This window comes from Armatimonadota bacterium (genome assembly GCA_018268395.1).
Taxonomy (GTDB): domain Bacteria; phylum Armatimonadota; class Fimbriimonadia; order Fimbriimonadales; family Fimbriimonadaceae; genus JAEURO01.
Genome location: JAFDWQ010000014.1, coordinates 19,948 through 34,615 on the forward strand (window position 1 = coordinate 19,948; position 14,668 = coordinate 34,615).

General features: G+C 62.7%; 13 protein-coding genes. 10 read left to right on the forward strand and 3 right to left on the reverse strand.

The annotated features are described in order from the left end of the window. The first annotated feature begins 8 nt into the window (after positions 1–8). The 5 genes from JST30_17230 (at position 9) to JST30_17250 (ending at position 8,071) form a co-directional block, all read left to right on the forward strand. On the forward strand, positions 9–479 hold the full coding sequence (locus JST30_17230; GenBank protein ID MBS1716073.1) for a DinB family protein: 471 nt from the start codon (positions 9–11) through the stop codon (positions 477–479). A 100-nt stretch (positions 480–579) separates the two neighbouring features. Continuing rightward, positions 580–2,661, forward strand: coding sequence for a GAF domain-containing protein (locus tag JST30_17235; protein MBS1716074.1), 2,082 nt, complete (start codon positions 580–582; stop codon positions 2,659–2,661). Continuing rightward, positions 2,658–3,344 carry a response regulator transcription factor gene (locus JST30_17240; GenBank protein MBS1716075.1) on the forward strand — a complete coding sequence of 229 codons (687 nt, stop codon included), beginning with the start codon at positions 2,658–2,660 and terminating at the stop codon, positions 3,342–3,344. Before JST30_17235 ends, JST30_17240 begins: the two co-directional genes overlap by 4 nt. 349 nt (positions 3,345–3,693) lie before the next feature. Beyond that, positions 3,694–4,332 carry a fibronectin type III domain-containing protein gene (locus JST30_17245; protein ID MBS1716076.1) on the forward strand — a complete coding sequence of 213 codons (639 nt, stop codon included), beginning with the start codon at positions 3,694–3,696 and terminating at the stop codon, positions 4,330–4,332. A 475-nt stretch (positions 4,333–4,807) separates the two neighbouring features. Next, positions 4,808–8,071, forward strand: coding sequence for a hypothetical protein (locus JST30_17250; GenBank protein ID MBS1716077.1), 3,264 nt, complete (start codon positions 4,808–4,810; stop codon positions 8,069–8,071). A 3-nt stretch (positions 8,072–8,074) separates the two neighbouring features. Here JST30_17250 and JST30_17255 read toward each other — a convergent pair whose 3' ends face one another. After that, positions 8,075–8,683 (reverse strand): hypothetical protein, encoded by a 609-nt coding sequence (locus JST30_17255; GenBank protein MBS1716078.1) that lies wholly within the window; start codon positions 8,681–8,683, stop codon positions 8,075–8,077. Here JST30_17255 and JST30_17260 point away from each other — a divergent pair. Next, entirely contained in the window at positions 8,659–9,780 is a 1,122-nt protein-coding gene (locus JST30_17260) for a hypothetical protein (GenBank protein ID MBS1716079.1), read from the forward strand. The two genes, JST30_17255 and JST30_17260, sit on opposite strands and share 25 nt — an antisense overlap. On the opposite strand, the gene JST30_17265 is transcribed toward JST30_17260, so the two are convergent. Further along, the gene (locus JST30_17265) at positions 9,781–10,413 is read right to left on the reverse strand and encodes a hypothetical protein (protein ID MBS1716080.1); all 633 of its coding nucleotides are present in this window, start codon (positions 10,411–10,413) and stop codon (positions 9,781–9,783) included. It abuts the gene before it with no gap. A gap of 149 nt (positions 10,414–10,562) precedes the next feature. On the opposite strand from JST30_17265, the gene JST30_17270 reads away from it, so the two are divergent. After that, complete coding sequence (locus JST30_17270; protein MBS1716081.1) at positions 10,563–11,522, forward strand: hypothetical protein; 960 nt, start codon at positions 10,563–10,565, stop codon at positions 11,520–11,522. 1 nt (position 11,523) lies between these two features. Here the strand turns inward: JST30_17270 and JST30_17275 are convergent, their stop codons facing one another. After that, positions 11,524–12,141 carry a hypothetical protein gene (locus JST30_17275; protein MBS1716082.1) on the reverse strand — a complete coding sequence of 206 codons (618 nt, stop codon included), beginning with the start codon at positions 12,139–12,141 and terminating at the stop codon, positions 11,524–11,526. 121 nt (positions 12,142–12,262) lie between these two features. Between JST30_17275 and JST30_17280 the strand changes: the two genes are divergently transcribed. The 3 genes from JST30_17280 to JST30_17290 form a co-directional block, all read left to right on the forward strand. Continuing rightward, positions 12,263–13,465 carry a hypothetical protein gene (locus JST30_17280; GenBank protein MBS1716083.1) on the forward strand — a complete coding sequence of 401 codons (1,203 nt, stop codon included), beginning with the start codon at positions 12,263–12,265 and terminating at the stop codon, positions 13,463–13,465. 80 nt (positions 13,466–13,545) lie between these two features. Further along, a complete protein-coding gene (locus JST30_17285) occupies positions 13,546–14,058 on the forward strand; it encodes a DUF3592 domain-containing protein (protein MBS1716084.1) in 513 nt (170 codons plus the stop codon). 122 nt (positions 14,059–14,180) lie between these two features. Beyond that, positions 14,181–14,668: translation initiation factor IF-2 N-terminal domain-containing protein (locus JST30_17290; protein MBS1716085.1), on the forward strand; the 488-nt coding region annotated here is incomplete at its 3' end.

Below are 14,668 nucleotides of genomic sequence, written 5' to 3' on the forward strand. Positions count from 1 at the left end.
TACACCTCATGTCCCTCGACCTCAAAGCGCACATGTCGCAGAGCCTGGAGCGCGTCCTTCGCCTCTACGTCCAAGACTTAGAAGCCTTGGACGACGTCCGTCTCGGGCAGTCCCTTGGCGGCACGGCCCGCAAGCCGATCGATTTCACGTACGAGGTCGCGTTCGTCAACAGGCGCATCGCAAAGCGGCTGCGAGGCGAGGATCCCGGCCCGTTCGACGCCGACGGCTGGATCACGGCCCCGGACGGGTTCACGGGCAAAGCGGAAGCGATCGCAGAACTTTCCGCCTCGGTGCAAGAGGTCTTGGACGCGTGGGACCGGGTCGACGAGGCCGACTTAGGACGTGAGATCGAGACGCCGGGCGGCCCGACCAACGCCTTCAAGGTGATGATGATGGCCGTCACTCACACCAACTATCACGACGCTCAGCTCAATTACGTCCAGTCGTTGCTCGGCGACGACGAGATGCATTGGGACTGAAGCCGTTCATCTGTCGTTCAGAATCCGGTCAAGGGACGGTCATTCCGAAAGGGCACGATGAAGCCTCTTGTTGGCTACAGATCTGACCGTGAACCAGGACATGGAACCGAAAGGCCAGGCGTATAGGATCGCCGTCCGGCCCTTTGCCGGAGACGACCAGACGGCGGTGCTGGCCGCGATCTTGAGCGCGACTGACTCCGGAGTCATGCTCACCGACCTCGACCACACGACGATCGCCTGCAACCGGCGCTTCGGCGAAATCTTCGACGTGGACATCGAGCAAGTCGTCCACTCCGACTCGCGCGAAGTCCGCCGGATGGTCCAGCGCTTGATCCCGGACATGGGCGAGTGGGAGCGCAACCTCGAGCAGGTCTACGTGGACCCCATGCGGACGCAGGAAGACGAGATCGTCCTCAACCATGCGCGGCCCATGGCGGTCCGGCGTTACACGGGTCCGGTCTTGGACAAAGCCGGGAACGTGATCGGGCGTCTGTGGACGTTTTTGGACGTCAGCCAAGAGAGCAGGCGGCGGAAGATCGGCGCCGAACTCTATGACGTGAGCACGCTCCACGACGACGATCCAAGCCGTGTCTACAGCGCCATCGTCGAACGCGTCTCGAAGTACTACGGGACGAACGCCTTCCTCTCGATCTTGAAGGAGGACTATCTGGAGTTCCGGGCGGTGTCGTCGCCTCTGCCGCAGGTCGAACAGGTCCCCGGCAACTTCATGAAGGACTCGTACTGCCAGTTCGCGGTCCTAAGCAAGCGGCCGGTCGTCATCCAGGACGCGCGAGAGCGGCCAGAGTACTCCGGCCTGCTCCCCTGTACGGTGGGCTTCACACGCTATCTCGGCGTCCCGCTCAGTTCTCCGGACGGCGCCCTCATCGGAACGCTGTGCCTCTTGGACGGCCAATCGGAGGTCGAGCTCGACGACCAGGACGTGCACTTCATGACGCTGCTCGCGATGCGCGTTAACGCCGAACTGGCCCGCGAACACTCGATGAAGGAGAGGATCGCGGAGAAGCAACGGGTCGTCGAGGCGCAGGAGAACGACCTTGCGGTCACCCGGGCCGTGCTTTCGACGATCAACCGCGGGTTCGGGCTGCTGGGCAGGGAGCTCGACCAAGACGCCCTTCTGTCGGAACAGGCGGCGTTGCTGCGCGGGATCTTGGGCTACAAGGAAGCAGGCCTCTTGATCGGGGTCCATGGGAGCGAGGCGATCGAAGGCTACGCGGCGCGTTCTGGGAAGAAACGGCCGGAGCGCGTCCGGCTTCAGGGTCGCATCGATCTGAGGAGCGTGCTGACCGACGCCTCCTGTCACGTGATCCCGTTACGGAACGTTCCCGGGCACGACGTGTTCCTCCTTTTGGGCAGCCCGAAAGTCGCACTGCAGCGCACGGCGTTCCATGAAGCGCATTTGGAGGCGCTAGCGGAGCAAGTGTCCCTCGTCCTCGCTTCGCACGTGCTTCAAGGCGAATTGGGCAAGACGTACCAAGAGCTGCGCGACACGCACGAGCGGCTGGTGCAAAGCGAAAAGCTGAGCGTCGTCGGCACGCTGGCGGCCAGCACCGCCCACGACATCAAGAACATCCTGTCGTCCATCACCTTGGAGCTCGGGTTCGGGGTCGACGATCCGGCAAGGGCCCTGACGTCCGTCAAGGGCCACCTCGACCGTTTTTCGGTGCTGGCCCACCGTTTGTTGTCCTATGCCAAACCCCGGCTGGTCGCCATGCGGCCGGTGGACGTCGACGACGTGCTGCAGCGCGTGCTGGTGCTCACAGCGACGTTCACACGGATCTCGGACGTGACCGTCGTCTGGTCCAAGGACGACGCGTTGCCGACGGTGCAGGGCGATCCGAACCAACTGGAACACCTTTTCGTGAACCTCGTCATGAACGCGGTCCAAGCGATGCAAGAAGCCGGCGGGACGCTGACGGTCACGACCGAAGCGAAGGACGGGAGCGTGGTGATCGAAGTCAAGGACTCCGGGAAGGGCATGCCGACCGAAGTCATGGACCACCTGTTCGAACCGTTCACCTCGACCCGGACCGAAGGATTCGGTCTCGGCCTGTTCAGTTGCCGCCGGATCGTCGAAGGCCACGGCGGCGACATCGCGGTACGATCCGTGCCGGGCCAAGAGACCGTCTTTACCGTCACCCTCAAAGCGAGCCGTGCATCATGAGTCCCCACATCCTCGTCGTCGACGACGACCGCTTCCTGGCCGAAAACGTCCATCGGCTTTTGACGCAGCAGGGCTACGACGTCGGCATGGCCAAGAGCGGGGAAGAGGCGCTCCAATCGATCGTCTCCCGCCAGCCGGACCTGCTCGTCCTCGACCTCGGTCTGCCCGGCGTCGACGGCATCAGCCTGTGCCGGCGCATCCGGTCGAAGTGGCGCTTTCCGGTGCTGATGTTGACGGCGCGCACCGACGCGATGGACAAGGTGATCGGGCTCGAGGTCGGTGCGGACGACTATCTCACTAAGCCGTTCGAGCCGAGCGAGCTCGTGGCCCGGGTCAGGGCGCATTTGCGCAGGTCGACGGAGTACCAGGGCGAGCCCGTGGCGGACACGAAGGTCGTGGTCGGGAGGCTCGTCATCGATTCCGATTCGCGCGACGCCTTCGTCGACGGTTCGCCCGCGAGCCTGACGACGAAGGAGTTCGACCTCCTTCTGTACCTGGGTCAGAACGCCGGCCGGGCCTTGAGCCGGGAAGTCTTGTTCGAACAGGTCTGGGGCTACGACATTGCGTTCAGCACGAACTCGCTCGACGTGTTCGTCTACCGCCTGCGGCAAAAGCTCCCCGGCGGTGCGGGCGACTATCTTCAGACCGTCCGTGGCTTCGGTTACAAGCTCCAGTCGTTCTAGGCCCGGAAGGGCCTAATTTCCGCGAGGAACTTTGTCAGACAAGGACCGCGCCGACATCGGCGGACGATCCGCCTTGAAAAGTCTGCTCTTCGCCGACATCGGCGGACGGTCCACATCGAAAAGTTTGTCTTCCGCCGACATCGGCGGAGGATCCGCCTTGCAAAGCGGACGCTTCGCCGACATCGGCGGACGGTCCGCTTTGAAAAGGAAACTCTCCGGCAAAGCTGGCAAAGGAACGTTTTGAACCTAAGAGTACAGAAAGTGGCACAAGGGCCTAAAGGAAAACGAGAGAGGTGCCGAAGATCATGCACAAGGTACCGGCAATCTGGAAGCCTGAGGAAAGTAAGACATGTCCTACTACGACATCCCAACATCGGCGTTACCGGCTTGGACCACGAACTTCGTGAGCACGGCCGCCCTGAACAGCGTGACCTTAGGTCTGTCCGCGCCCCAAGTCGCGGCCCTACAATCTCAGCTCGCCGCGCTCAACAGCGCTTTCGCCGCCCGCGAGACCGCTCTTGAAGCCGCGAAGTCCGCCACGGTCGCAAAGGACCAGAAGGTGGCGGAAGTGATCGGCGTGATCCGGGGCTATGCCAATACCTGGCAGGCCAGCGCGACCGTGCCCGACACGCTGATCGCCGCACTCGGTCTGAACGTCCGCGACACCACCCACACCACCCGCCCGGTCTTCGTGCCGCTCGCCCTGGTCGTCCTCCCGAACGTGACGGGCACGAACGAACTGCGATGGAAGCGGAACGGCAACCTCCAGGGCGTCAAGTTCGACATCGAGGTCAGCTATGAGGCTCCGGGCGCCTGGGCGGCCGTCACGACCGTGACCTCGGCCAAGTTCAAGCACACGGGCCAGACCCCGGGACAGACGGCGTACTACCGCGTCCGTGCCCGCAACGGCGCGAACGTATCGGACTGGTCGGTCTCGGCGTCGACTTTCGCCAACGACGGCGGCGGAACGCTCACGCTCGCAGCTTAAGGTCATTCATGTCGCAGGCGGAAAGCGCACCGGAATCTTGGTTCCGGTGCGCACTTGCTTGCCGTTCGTGACCCAGCAATGACGCCCGTCCGATTGCAGACTCGTTCCACTTAGGACCTATTGCCCTACGGAGTTAAGTGATTTCTGAAGGTGTGCGGTCGGTTTGGTCGGGACGACACGAACTTTCGGGAGGGTCGTACCCGTATGACCATCACGAGGTGGCACAGGACAAGGAAGCACAGCAAGTTCAGGTATCCAGGTTCGAAGGTCTGTAAGCTCCTACAGGCCATAGGACAGTCTGCGGTCAGGTTGCGTCTTGAAGCGCAGCCAGAAGGAAGGCCGTAGAGCGGCCCATGTACTATGCCGGAGGAAAGTGAAGGCGGGCTGGGCGAAGCCCGGCTAAATGGTTTCTATTAGGGGTCGATCGGGTTGAAAACCCTGCGAACTGTGGAGGCGGGGAGAACGTTCCACAGGCATGGCAAACGTCATCAATCTCGGATCCGTCGTCGAGATGGCAAACCAAGCCCTCCCATCAGACGGCGACATGTTTCAGTGCGCGGGATACTACGAACCAGGGGATGGAGGCGGCGGCCTCTACCGGTTCGACGACGAGGACGAATCGCAACCGAACTATGGGAGCGTCGTCGGAAAATTCATTCCAGCGTCACCATCAGGCGGCGCGTTCGCTACAGGCCGCTACCTGCTCGTCCACGAAGGCTTCGTCAACGTGCGTCAGTTCGGGGCCCTTGGAGGGGAGGACGACATGACCCTCCAGGCGCAAAGCACTCCTCGGTGGGAGAACGACGATCACATCCTGCAGACCTACGGAGACCAGAGTTCGGGCGACGTCGCGCCAGGCACTCCGTTCAACGGATTGATCGTCGACGCCGACACCGTGGATTGGGCGGCGCTCCAGATCGCTGAAATCTGGTGCGCCGAGAATGGTGTGCGCCTCGAGGTTCCGTCAGGTGTTTACATGCTACGACGGCCCCTTTGGTTGGGCGACGATTCCACTGTCGCCGTCGATGAGAACGAGAAGGACAACCGGCAGCTCGGGTTCACGATGCTTGGCCAGACCTCCGTGTCGCGCATCGAGTCGGACTCTTGGCCCTCGACCGAGAACGTCGGCGGCAATGCGAACTTCCGGCTTTTCAACGACTGCAATAACCGATATTGCCTGTCGATGAACACGGAACCTGCGGCCATGTCCGAATTCCGGCTCGTGTTCAAGTTTGCTACAGGCGATGTCACCGTCAGCGGACTGTCCGTGACCGACCTTGCAGGTGCAATTTCAAGCGCGATCGAAGCGGCCATGCCGATCGACTGGACCGTATCGCCCGACGTCCCCGATACTTCCGCGCCGCTGTCGGAGCAGAACCTGTACTTCCAGATTAACCCGGACCTCACCTCGGACGACCCGAATCCCTTCCTCGGAGAAGTGGAAGTCCGCGATGAAGCCGGTGAGCACCCGCTCGTCCACTACGTGCGCTGCCTGCCGGATTGCGCCGTCGTGAGCTTCAGGAGGAGCGCCGGCGGCAGGATGAGGATAGGGAACCTGACGCTGAGAGGCAACGACGACGACTCGGACCGGAACGCGTGCTTCGGCATGCTGTTCACGACCAGCCAGTTCGTCGGGCACCAGGTCGAGCGGGTCATGGTCAACTATGTCGACACTGCCCTCGGACTGCTCCAAGGAACGGGCGCGAACGGAGAGCAGACAAGGGTCTCGCGCTTCTTCGGCAACCAGGTCAGGCGGGCCTACTATTCCAACGCGCCACAGGCCTTCGAGCAGGAGTTCGACGGCTGGAACATGGCGATCGCCGACCGCGACCCCGATGCGGACCCGCTTCCCGACCAGATCTTCGCGGAGTTCGCCCAAATGCCGGCGCCGGGCGTCGGCGTCAACTTCATCAATGCGCACTGCACCTTTGGAGGCGGGGAGAACCTTGAGGGCAGGGGCATCCTCGTCAAGATCCGCCGTGGAACGGGCATCTTGCAGTTCAACGGTGGACGGATGGAACACCTTGGCAGGCTCTTCGATTACGACGCGATCGACGGCCAAGGCTCGCGCGACGACCTCGATTGCTTCATCCGAGGCATGGAGTTCGACGGTGTCCGCGGGGGGGCCGACAGGGCGTTTGTTTTCGGCGACGACGCCGGCGGCACGCCGGGGACGAACTACGGCCTGTTCGTGACGGACTGCACGTTCCGCGGAAAGTCCGGGGCCGAGCCAGAAGACACGGACCTTCGGTTCGAGACGAAGCAAAAGGACAATGTCCGCTGCATCTTCGAGCGTTGCCGCTTCATCGGCCTCCGTTCGTTCCAGATGACGAACTTCCGGGCCGACTTTTCGCGCTGCTATCGGAACGACTATTCGGTACCCGGAGGGACGGAGGCCTTCGGCCCGGCCAGGCAGTTCAACCAGACGAGCGGCGCGCCGCAAGACCGGACCCAGTCCATGCGGACGGGATGGCAGGACACGCCCTGGGTGCAGACCGGGCCACGGACGAACATCATGGGGTTTTCGGACTTCGCGGGTCAAGCAAAGTCCTCTGGCCCAGACAGCGGGGTCGCGTTCAATTCAGGAGGCGCTTGGGAAATCGTCGGCGACACGGACTTGGCGGGGTTCGGCAAGTGGGGCGCGTTCTCGGGGTCCGATGATGCGAACATCAGCCCGAGCCCCGAAGCCTTCTACATCAGCCTGCTGCCAGGCACCCGGGTTCAGAACGTCATCGACGCGATCGACCTTTCTCTACCGAAAGTCGTGGGCTTGGACGAGGAGCCTGCTTCCAAGGTCGTGACGTTCCAGTGCCTCTGCCAGGTAAGGGGCAAGGCAAGGTTCGTCCTCGTGCGGAAACTGGACTCCTTCGTGGACACGGGCCAGGTCTTCGACGAACTGACCGTGGAGTCGCCGGACCCCGCGGTCTTCACCGAGCCCATGCTCGTGACGCTCCGGGCGCAGGTCTACCAGTTCATCGACCTGCACTTCACTTACGCGGTCGTCTGCATCGAGAACCCTGAACCGGTCACCGGGGAGTGCAGCCTGCGCGTCCTGTGGCAGCAGGTCTGGGGCGGCACGGAAGCGACGGACGAGGCCGGGGAATACCCGCTGGCCGCCGGGCTCGCCAACGCGGGCCAGGCACGGGTGACGACGACCGAGCCCGTGAAGAACACCTACAACTGGGCGGTCAACGCGCTGGGGATCAAGGCCGCGAGCAAGTTCCAGCTGCCCAACCTCGACACCATTGAAGGCGGGGACGCGGCAGGAATGGGGTGGCTTAGTCCTAGCGACCTCGACGTAGCGCAAGACCTGGAGGACGGCGCGATGTACCACGATCAGTCTCAGTTCGCAGTGCTCGGACGATGCGACGAGCTATGGTACACGTTCGTGCAGCCCGAGCGTTTCCACTATCACCCAGGCGACGTAACATGGGTCGGAGGCACGGCGAAGAACTTGGTCTACGATGAGGCCGCAAGCCATGAGGTCACCTTATCGACCAATCTTGCCCTCGTGCCACGGGGCAGCATGGTGCGCGTGTTCAACTTCCGGACGAGCGTCGGAACGCTGTACCCTATCACGGTGAAGGTCGGAAGCTCGACTCTGGCGTCCGTCTCGAACTCGCTGATGGCGGAGTTCCTCTTCTGGGTGGACGACACAGACCCCGATCCTGAGAACTGGGTCGGCCGGTGGGTGGTGGTACAGAAAAGCCTGGCGACAGGATACCTGCCGACGATCTGAGCCTCAGCCGATGCGCGACGCCGGGGGGGACACCCCCGGCGTCACCGTCGCGTAGAAGCGAGTTACCGTGTAGAAGAGGGGGTTGGGGAAGCTAGAAAAGGACTGCTGGTACTGTAGGAACACGATATGCTTCCAGTCCACACTACCCGCGAAAGCTGACCGGTTGAAGTAGACACCGTGGGGTTGTAGTAGCCAGCCGCCGTTCCCCGCGTCCTTCCCCGATTTGTCCCTGACGTACATCTCCGTGATGTCCGGGTATTTCTCGCAATCGAAGTAGAACCGCTGGATGTTGGAGAGGTCGATGTCCATCGACTCCACGTCTCCATACCTTAGCCAATAGTGCCAAGCCACTTGCTTGTCGCTATCGAACCTCTGCTCGTGGTTCCCGACCGCAAAGACCAGGGTCGCATGGTTCGGGTTGCTGCTGATGTCCAGAAAAGTGCGCCTCTGCCCGAAGGCGCAGTGCGCCCTGTCCAGTCCGGCGAACTCGCGGTCGTCCTGCTGGCCCCCGACAAGCGTAACCGAGAATTCTCCGGTCGTAAAGTCGTCAAGATTCACGTACTTCACGGTCTGCGGCGCGAAGGCAATTGCAGCGGCGAGGACGGCGGTCATGGCTTCAGTATATCGTCGCTTTCGGCAAGTGGGGAGCCTTTGACCAGGCGAACATCAGTCCAAGTCCCGAAGCGTTTTACGTCGGCCTGCCGGAAGGATCGCGGCTGGAGAACGAGCTGAGCGAGATCGACCTCAACCTTCCGATCCCGATGACCACCGACCCCGCGACGAAGGTGGTCACGTACCAGTGCCTGTGCAAGGTCAAGGGCAAGGTGAGGTTCGCGCTCGTGAACTCGGACGACACCGGCACCTTGGACGAGATCGTCGTGGAGTCGGCCGTGGTCGACGGCGGCTACGCCTACACGGACGCGACCCTCGTCACGCTGAGGGCCCAGGTCTACGACGGCGGCCCGGCCTCGGTTCGCTATGCGGTCGTCGTCATCGAGAACGTCTCGCACTCTGACATCGACGACGACCTGAGCGCCTTGCAGGTCTACTGGCAGCAGGCCTGGGGCGGGAGCGAGGCGCAGCCCGACGACTACCCGCTCTCCGCCGGGCTCGCCAACGCGGGCCAGGCGCGGGTGACGACGACCGAGCCCGTGAAGAACACGTACAATTGGGCGGTCAACGCGCTTGGGATCAAGGCGGCCAGCAAGTTCCAATTGCCTCTCTTGGACACTTCGAGCGGAGGCGATGCGACGGGCATGGGCTGGAAAATGTCGACGGAGTCCGCCGCTTTAGCCGATCTACAGGACGGAGAACTGTACTACGACGCCTTCCAGCGCTCGATCCTCGGGCGCGCGGACGGTGCCTGGTGCCACCTCGCGCAACCTGACACAGTTAACCTTGCTCCCATGTCTCCCTGGACGGGAGGTGACGCAAAGAACCAAATCTTCACCGACTCGACGAGCCAGGATTACACCTTGAGCACGACGCTGTCAGACGTCCCAATCGGTTCCGTCGTGCGCGTCTTCAATCTCGGGACAAGCGGCGGCACCCCTCCGACCGTCACCGTAAAGGTCGGAGGCAGCGCCTTGTCCGCTGTAAGTTCTCTGCATATGTCGGAGTTCTTGTTTTATGTTGAAGACGTTATGGGCACGCCGACTGGGAAATGGCTCGTCGTTCAAGGGAACGTGACGACTAAGAGGCTCCCTTGATCAATGCCTGATTGCCTCTTTTGGAAGCGCCAGTGAAGCAGGGGGCACCGCCCCCGGCTTCATCGTCGCGTAAAATAGCGTGGAGGTAAAGTCGAGCGGGTTAGGCAGTTGGTTGAACCATTGCCGGAAACGGAGGTACGAGATGTGCTTCCAGTCGATACCGGTCGGAAAGTCCTGTTTGCGGAAGTAGATTCCCTTTGGATGAAGCAACCATCCGGCGCTTCCGCCGTGGAATGACTTGTCTTCGACGTAGATGTTCGACTGGTCAGGGATCACGTAGCACTCAAAGTAGAAACGATCGACCAGTGAGAAGTCCATGTCCAAAGTGCCGGAGGCGCCATAGTCAACAGCATGGAGGTAGGTGAGCTGGTCTCCGGCTATCAGGCTTTTGCGACCTGCGCCAACATCCACGGACAAGGTCGTGTGTTTCGGGTTGCTCGTAATGTCCACTGAAATGCCGCGCTCGCCAAAAGCGCAGTGAGCCCTGTCCAGGTTGAAGACCTTTGCGTAGATGTCCGAAGTCCCCTGCATGACGGTCGAGTAGGGACCCGCGACGAAATCATCAAGCGTCCAGTACTTGATTCCTGGTTGGTTCTGCGGGGCCAACACAGCGAGAGCGACCAGCGCGGTCATGCCTTCATTCTACGACAGAAATTGGACCACGCCGGGTGTTCGGAGAGGGTGGCAGGACACGCCCTGGGTGCAGACCGGGCCTAGGACGAACTTCATGGGGTTATCGGACTTCGGGGGTCAAGCAAAGTCTTCTGGCCCAAGTCGTGGGCATGGACGAGGAGCCTGCTTCGAAGGTCGTGACGTTCCAGTGCCTCTGCCAGGTAAGGGGCAAGGCAAGGTTCGTCCTCGTGCGGAAACTGGACTCCTTCGTGGACACGGGCGTGGTCTTCGACGAACTGACCGTGGAGTCGCCGGACCCCACGGTCTTCACCGAGCCCATGCTCGTGACGCTCCGGGCGCAGGTCTACCAGTTCATCGACCTGCACTTCACTTACGCGGTCGTCTGCATCGAGAACCCTGAGCCGGTCACCGGAGAGTGCAGCCTGCGCGTCCTGTGGCAGCAGGTCTGGGGCGGCACGGAGGCGACGGACGAGGCCGGGGATTACCCGCTCTCCGCCGGGCTCGCCAACGCGGGCCAGGCCCGCGTGACGACCACCGAGCCCGTGAAGAACACGTACAACTGGGCGGTCAACGCGCTCGGGATCAAGGCGGCGTCCAAGTTCCAGTTGCCGCTCCTTGACACCATTGAAGGCGGGGACGCTGAAGGTATGGGTTGGCGGAGTCCCGAAGCTCTTGCAGCGCAGTCGGACCTTCAGGACGGTGACATCTATCAGGACGCAAGCATGGTCGCTACACTTGGTCGTGCCGCCGGATCATGGACGACTTTCATTCAGCCGGAACGAGTCGCATATCAGCCTGGAGACGTCGACTGGCAGGGAGGTACTGAGAAGAACCTCTTTTACAACGACGGGGCCAACCACACGGTCAATCTAATAACCGATCTGGACGTGGTTCCACCCGGCAGCATCGCCCGAGTGTTCAACATGAATCCGTTCGGCGGGTCGCCCTTCACGGTCTCGGTCCAGGTCGACTCGAGCGCCTTCCTGACGATCGCCAACTCGCAGATGGCCGAGTTCCTGTTCTGGGTGGACGACAATGTCGATCCGGCAGTCGGCCGTTGGATAGCGGTCCAAAGGAGCGTGTTCTGTTCGTATAAACCGACCATCTGACTTAAGGCACGCGTGCAGCCGGGGGTATTGCCCCTGGCTGCAACCTGGCATAAAACTTGGTCACGCTGTATGAAAGCGGGTTGGGAAAGCTGGAAAAGTCTTGCTTGTATTGCAGGAACACGATGTGCTTCCAGTCCACATTCCCGGTAAAGGCTTGCCGGCGGAAGTAGATGCCTCCCGGCATGAGCAGCCAACCGCCGTTGCCCCCACTCTTCCCTTGGGCGTCGCGTACGTTGATGATGGGAGTGTCGGGAATCTGGTCGCAGTCGAACAAGAACCTGTCCACGCTAGAAAGGTCGATTGACATTGGACCGTCATAGCCGTACTGTAGGTCGTAGCCCCACGCCACCTGTCTTGGCGAATCGAACCGTTGCTCGTGGTTCCCGACCGATAGGGTCAGAGTCGTGTGGTTGGGGTTGCTGTTGATGTCGACGTACGTCCGGCGCTGTCCGAAGACGCAATGCCTCCTGTCCAGGCCAGAAAAGCCGTGGTTGTCCGTACCTCCGCCTGCCAACGTGATCGTGTACGGTCCAACAGTGAAATCGTCCAGGGTCCATTCCTTCAGCCCAGGCACGGCCTGTGGCGACAGAACAAGAGCGGCGGCGAGGACGGCGGACATCGTGCCTCCATTCTATCGCAGCTTTTCCAGAATCACGGGCGCTTGCGTCCGTGTCCGGTCGGCGGGCTTCCCTGACCAAAGTCAGGGAAGCCCGCCGACCGTCCGCCCCTAGACTTCCTTCATGCGTACGCGCGGGCTCCTCGTCGCAGGCGTCGCCGTGATCGGTGTCGCTTCGGTCGTCATGGCACAGGACAGCGGGATTCAGAGCGTCATCGGGAACGTCTTCCTCCAGGACGCGACGCCGGGGATCCCGCAAGCGGGGCACGCCACGATCACGGGCACGTTCCGCGCGGGCCAGGTCAACGTCTCGCAGGCCACCCCGACCACGATCCCGATCATCGGCAACAACACCGCCGACGGCCCGGGGGGCGCGATCGGTGGCTCCTTCAGCAGCGGTCAGCAGACGGGAATCGCCGTGCGGGGGACGGCGACGTCGACCTCCGGGTTCAACATCGGCGTGCTGGGCGACGCCCGGTCTCCGAACGGGACGGGCGTGACGGGTCGGAGCGCGAAGGGGATCGGCGTGTTCGGCCTCACGGAAGGGACGGGCGCGGGTCTGTGGGGACGGTCGACCAACAAGGCGGCCCCGGCCCTGCTCTGCGAAGCCGCCACGGGCGGTGACGCGGCCCACTTGTACGGCGACCTCAGGTTGAAGAAGGGGACGCAAGTGCTCGGCGAAGCTCCGGACGGGTCGTTGGCGTACCGGCTCGACAGCAGCACGACCCAATCCGTGCTTCGGATGGATTCCGGCATCTTCAACGTTCAGGCGCTCATCGACGAGACCTTCGCCTCGATCCGGATGTCGCGGAACGCCATTGCGGGAGTGAGGCTGTTCGTAGATCCCGACGGAAAGGGGTTTGTCGAGGCCTCGGTGAAGAACTTCGTCCAGCCCGATCCCGACGACGTCCGCAAAGACATCGTCTACGCGAGCCTGGAGGGGCCCGAGGCGGCGGCCTACGTCCGAGGGACCGCGAAGCTCGTGAACGGCACCGCCCGGATCACGTTGCCGCGGCACTTCCAGAACGTGGCGACGTTGCCGGGAATGACGGTCCAGTTGACGCCGCTGAGCGCCTCGTCCCGCGGTCTGGCCGTCACTGCGAAATCGCTGACCTCGATCGAGGTCGGGGAGCTCGGAGGCGGCACGGGTACGTACGAGTTCGACTGGCGCGTCGAGGCCGTCCGACGCGGCTTCACGGACTACAAGGTGAGCCGCTCTTGGGACGAGCGCCTTGATCCCAGCGCCGACCGGGACGGGGCTCTCGCCGCGAGAAGGCTCCAGGCGAAGCGCGTTTACGGTATCGACTACCCGCCGCAACGTCCGTGACCTGCGCCGTTGTCCGTGCGATCTGTCATCCTCCTGTGCCATCGCCATCTCACGCCGGCTCATGGTAGAGGAACCACAACGTGGCCGCGTCTGACCTTCCTGGCGTCGTGGTCGGCGTCCTTTGGTCCTGCCTCGGGGCCATGGGCGTCGCTGGGGCCCTCGCGGTCGCGCGGCGCGACTCGGCGGCCCGGAGGGGCAGCGCGGCATCACAGAGCTGGCCGTCGACTTCCGGAACCGTGACGGACGCGCGTCTGGACCGGTCCCACTGGCGCTCGGCGGAGGCGCAGGTCACTTACGAATACGTGGTCGCCGGAAAGACGTACACCTCTCGGCGTTATGCGTTCATGACGGCCGGCGAGTCGATCGGCAAGCTCTCGAACCTCCGTCTCGTCGAGTCGTTTCCGCCAGGGACGGTGGTCACGGTCTACTACGACTCGGCCGATCCGTCGCAGGCGACGTTGGTGAGGGGTGGGGCGACGGGCCGCTGGTCGGTGGCCGTCGCTTATGGGCTGCTCGTCCCTCTGTGCGGTCTGGCGACGCTCTCGGGTCTGGTCGTCTTGATGGAAGCGGTCAGGAAGGTCGCGGGCCGGTAGCGGTTTGCACCGTTGCCGCGTGGCACGGAAGCCGAGTTCTCGATACCGTCCCTTGAACTGCAGCCTCCTCGACCGTGACGTCACAAGGGAAGACGCCCGTTTGAAGGTACAACCCCGGTTGAATGCAGGTCAAGATCGCCGAATTCGCCCAAGAACTCCATTGCACGCCGGACCAGTTGGTCGGCGTGTTGTCCGAATTCGGCATCTCGCAGGCCGACGGCACGTTCGAGTCGGAGAAGGACGATCTCGACCTGATCCGCGAGGCCGTCAAGGAGGCCGTCGGTGATCCTGGATCCGTCAGGCTTTCCCCGTCCAAAACGACGCCTCGGGACATCGCCGCCGCCCTCGGTCAGCCTGACAAAGACGTCCTCAAGACGTTGATGACGAAGGTCAAAGTCATGGCGACCTTGACCACGACGCTCGCACAGGACGTGGCAGAAAAGCTTGCAGGCGAATTCGGAAAGACCGTCGTCTGGGCGGAACCCTCGACCGCGCCGAAACCTCAGTTAGGGGGCGCGAAGAAGGGCGGGCCTCAGCCGCACAAGGCCGAAAAACGGCCGCCGGTCGTCACGATTTTGGGCCACGTCGACCACGGCAAGACCTCGCTGCT

Coding starts and splice junctions, on each gene's coding strand:
- JST30_17250 (MBS1716077.1), top strand. CDS start 4,808: ATGGCAAACGTCATCAATCTCGGATCCGTCGTCGAGATGGCAAACCAA.
- JST30_17280 (MBS1716083.1), top strand. CDS start 12,263: ATGCGTACGCGCGGGCTCCTCGTCGCAGGCGTCGCCGTGATCGGTGTC.
- JST30_17235 (MBS1716074.1), top strand. CDS start 580: ATGGAACCGAAAGGCCAGGCGTATAGGATCGCCGTCCGGCCCTTTGCC.
- JST30_17275 (MBS1716082.1), bottom strand. CDS start 12,141: ATGTCCGCCGTCCTCGCCGCCGCTCTTGTTCTGTCGCCACAGGCCGTG.
- JST30_17230 (MBS1716073.1), top strand. CDS start 9: ATGTCCCTCGACCTCAAAGCGCACATGTCGCAGAGCCTGGAGCGCGTC.
- JST30_17245 (MBS1716076.1), top strand. CDS start 3,694: ATGTCCTACTACGACATCCCAACATCGGCGTTACCGGCTTGGACCACG.
- JST30_17265 (MBS1716080.1), bottom strand. CDS start 10,413: ATGACCGCGCTGGTCGCTCTCGCTGTGTTGGCCCCGCAGAACCAACCA.
- JST30_17255 (MBS1716078.1), bottom strand. CDS start 8,683: ATGACCGCCGTCCTCGCCGCTGCAATTGCCTTCGCGCCGCAGACCGTG.
- JST30_17240 (MBS1716075.1), top strand. CDS start 2,658: ATGAGTCCCCACATCCTCGTCGTCGACGACGACCGCTTCCTGGCCGAA.
- JST30_17270 (MBS1716081.1), top strand. CDS start 10,563: ATGGACGAGGAGCCTGCTTCGAAGGTCGTGACGTTCCAGTGCCTCTGC.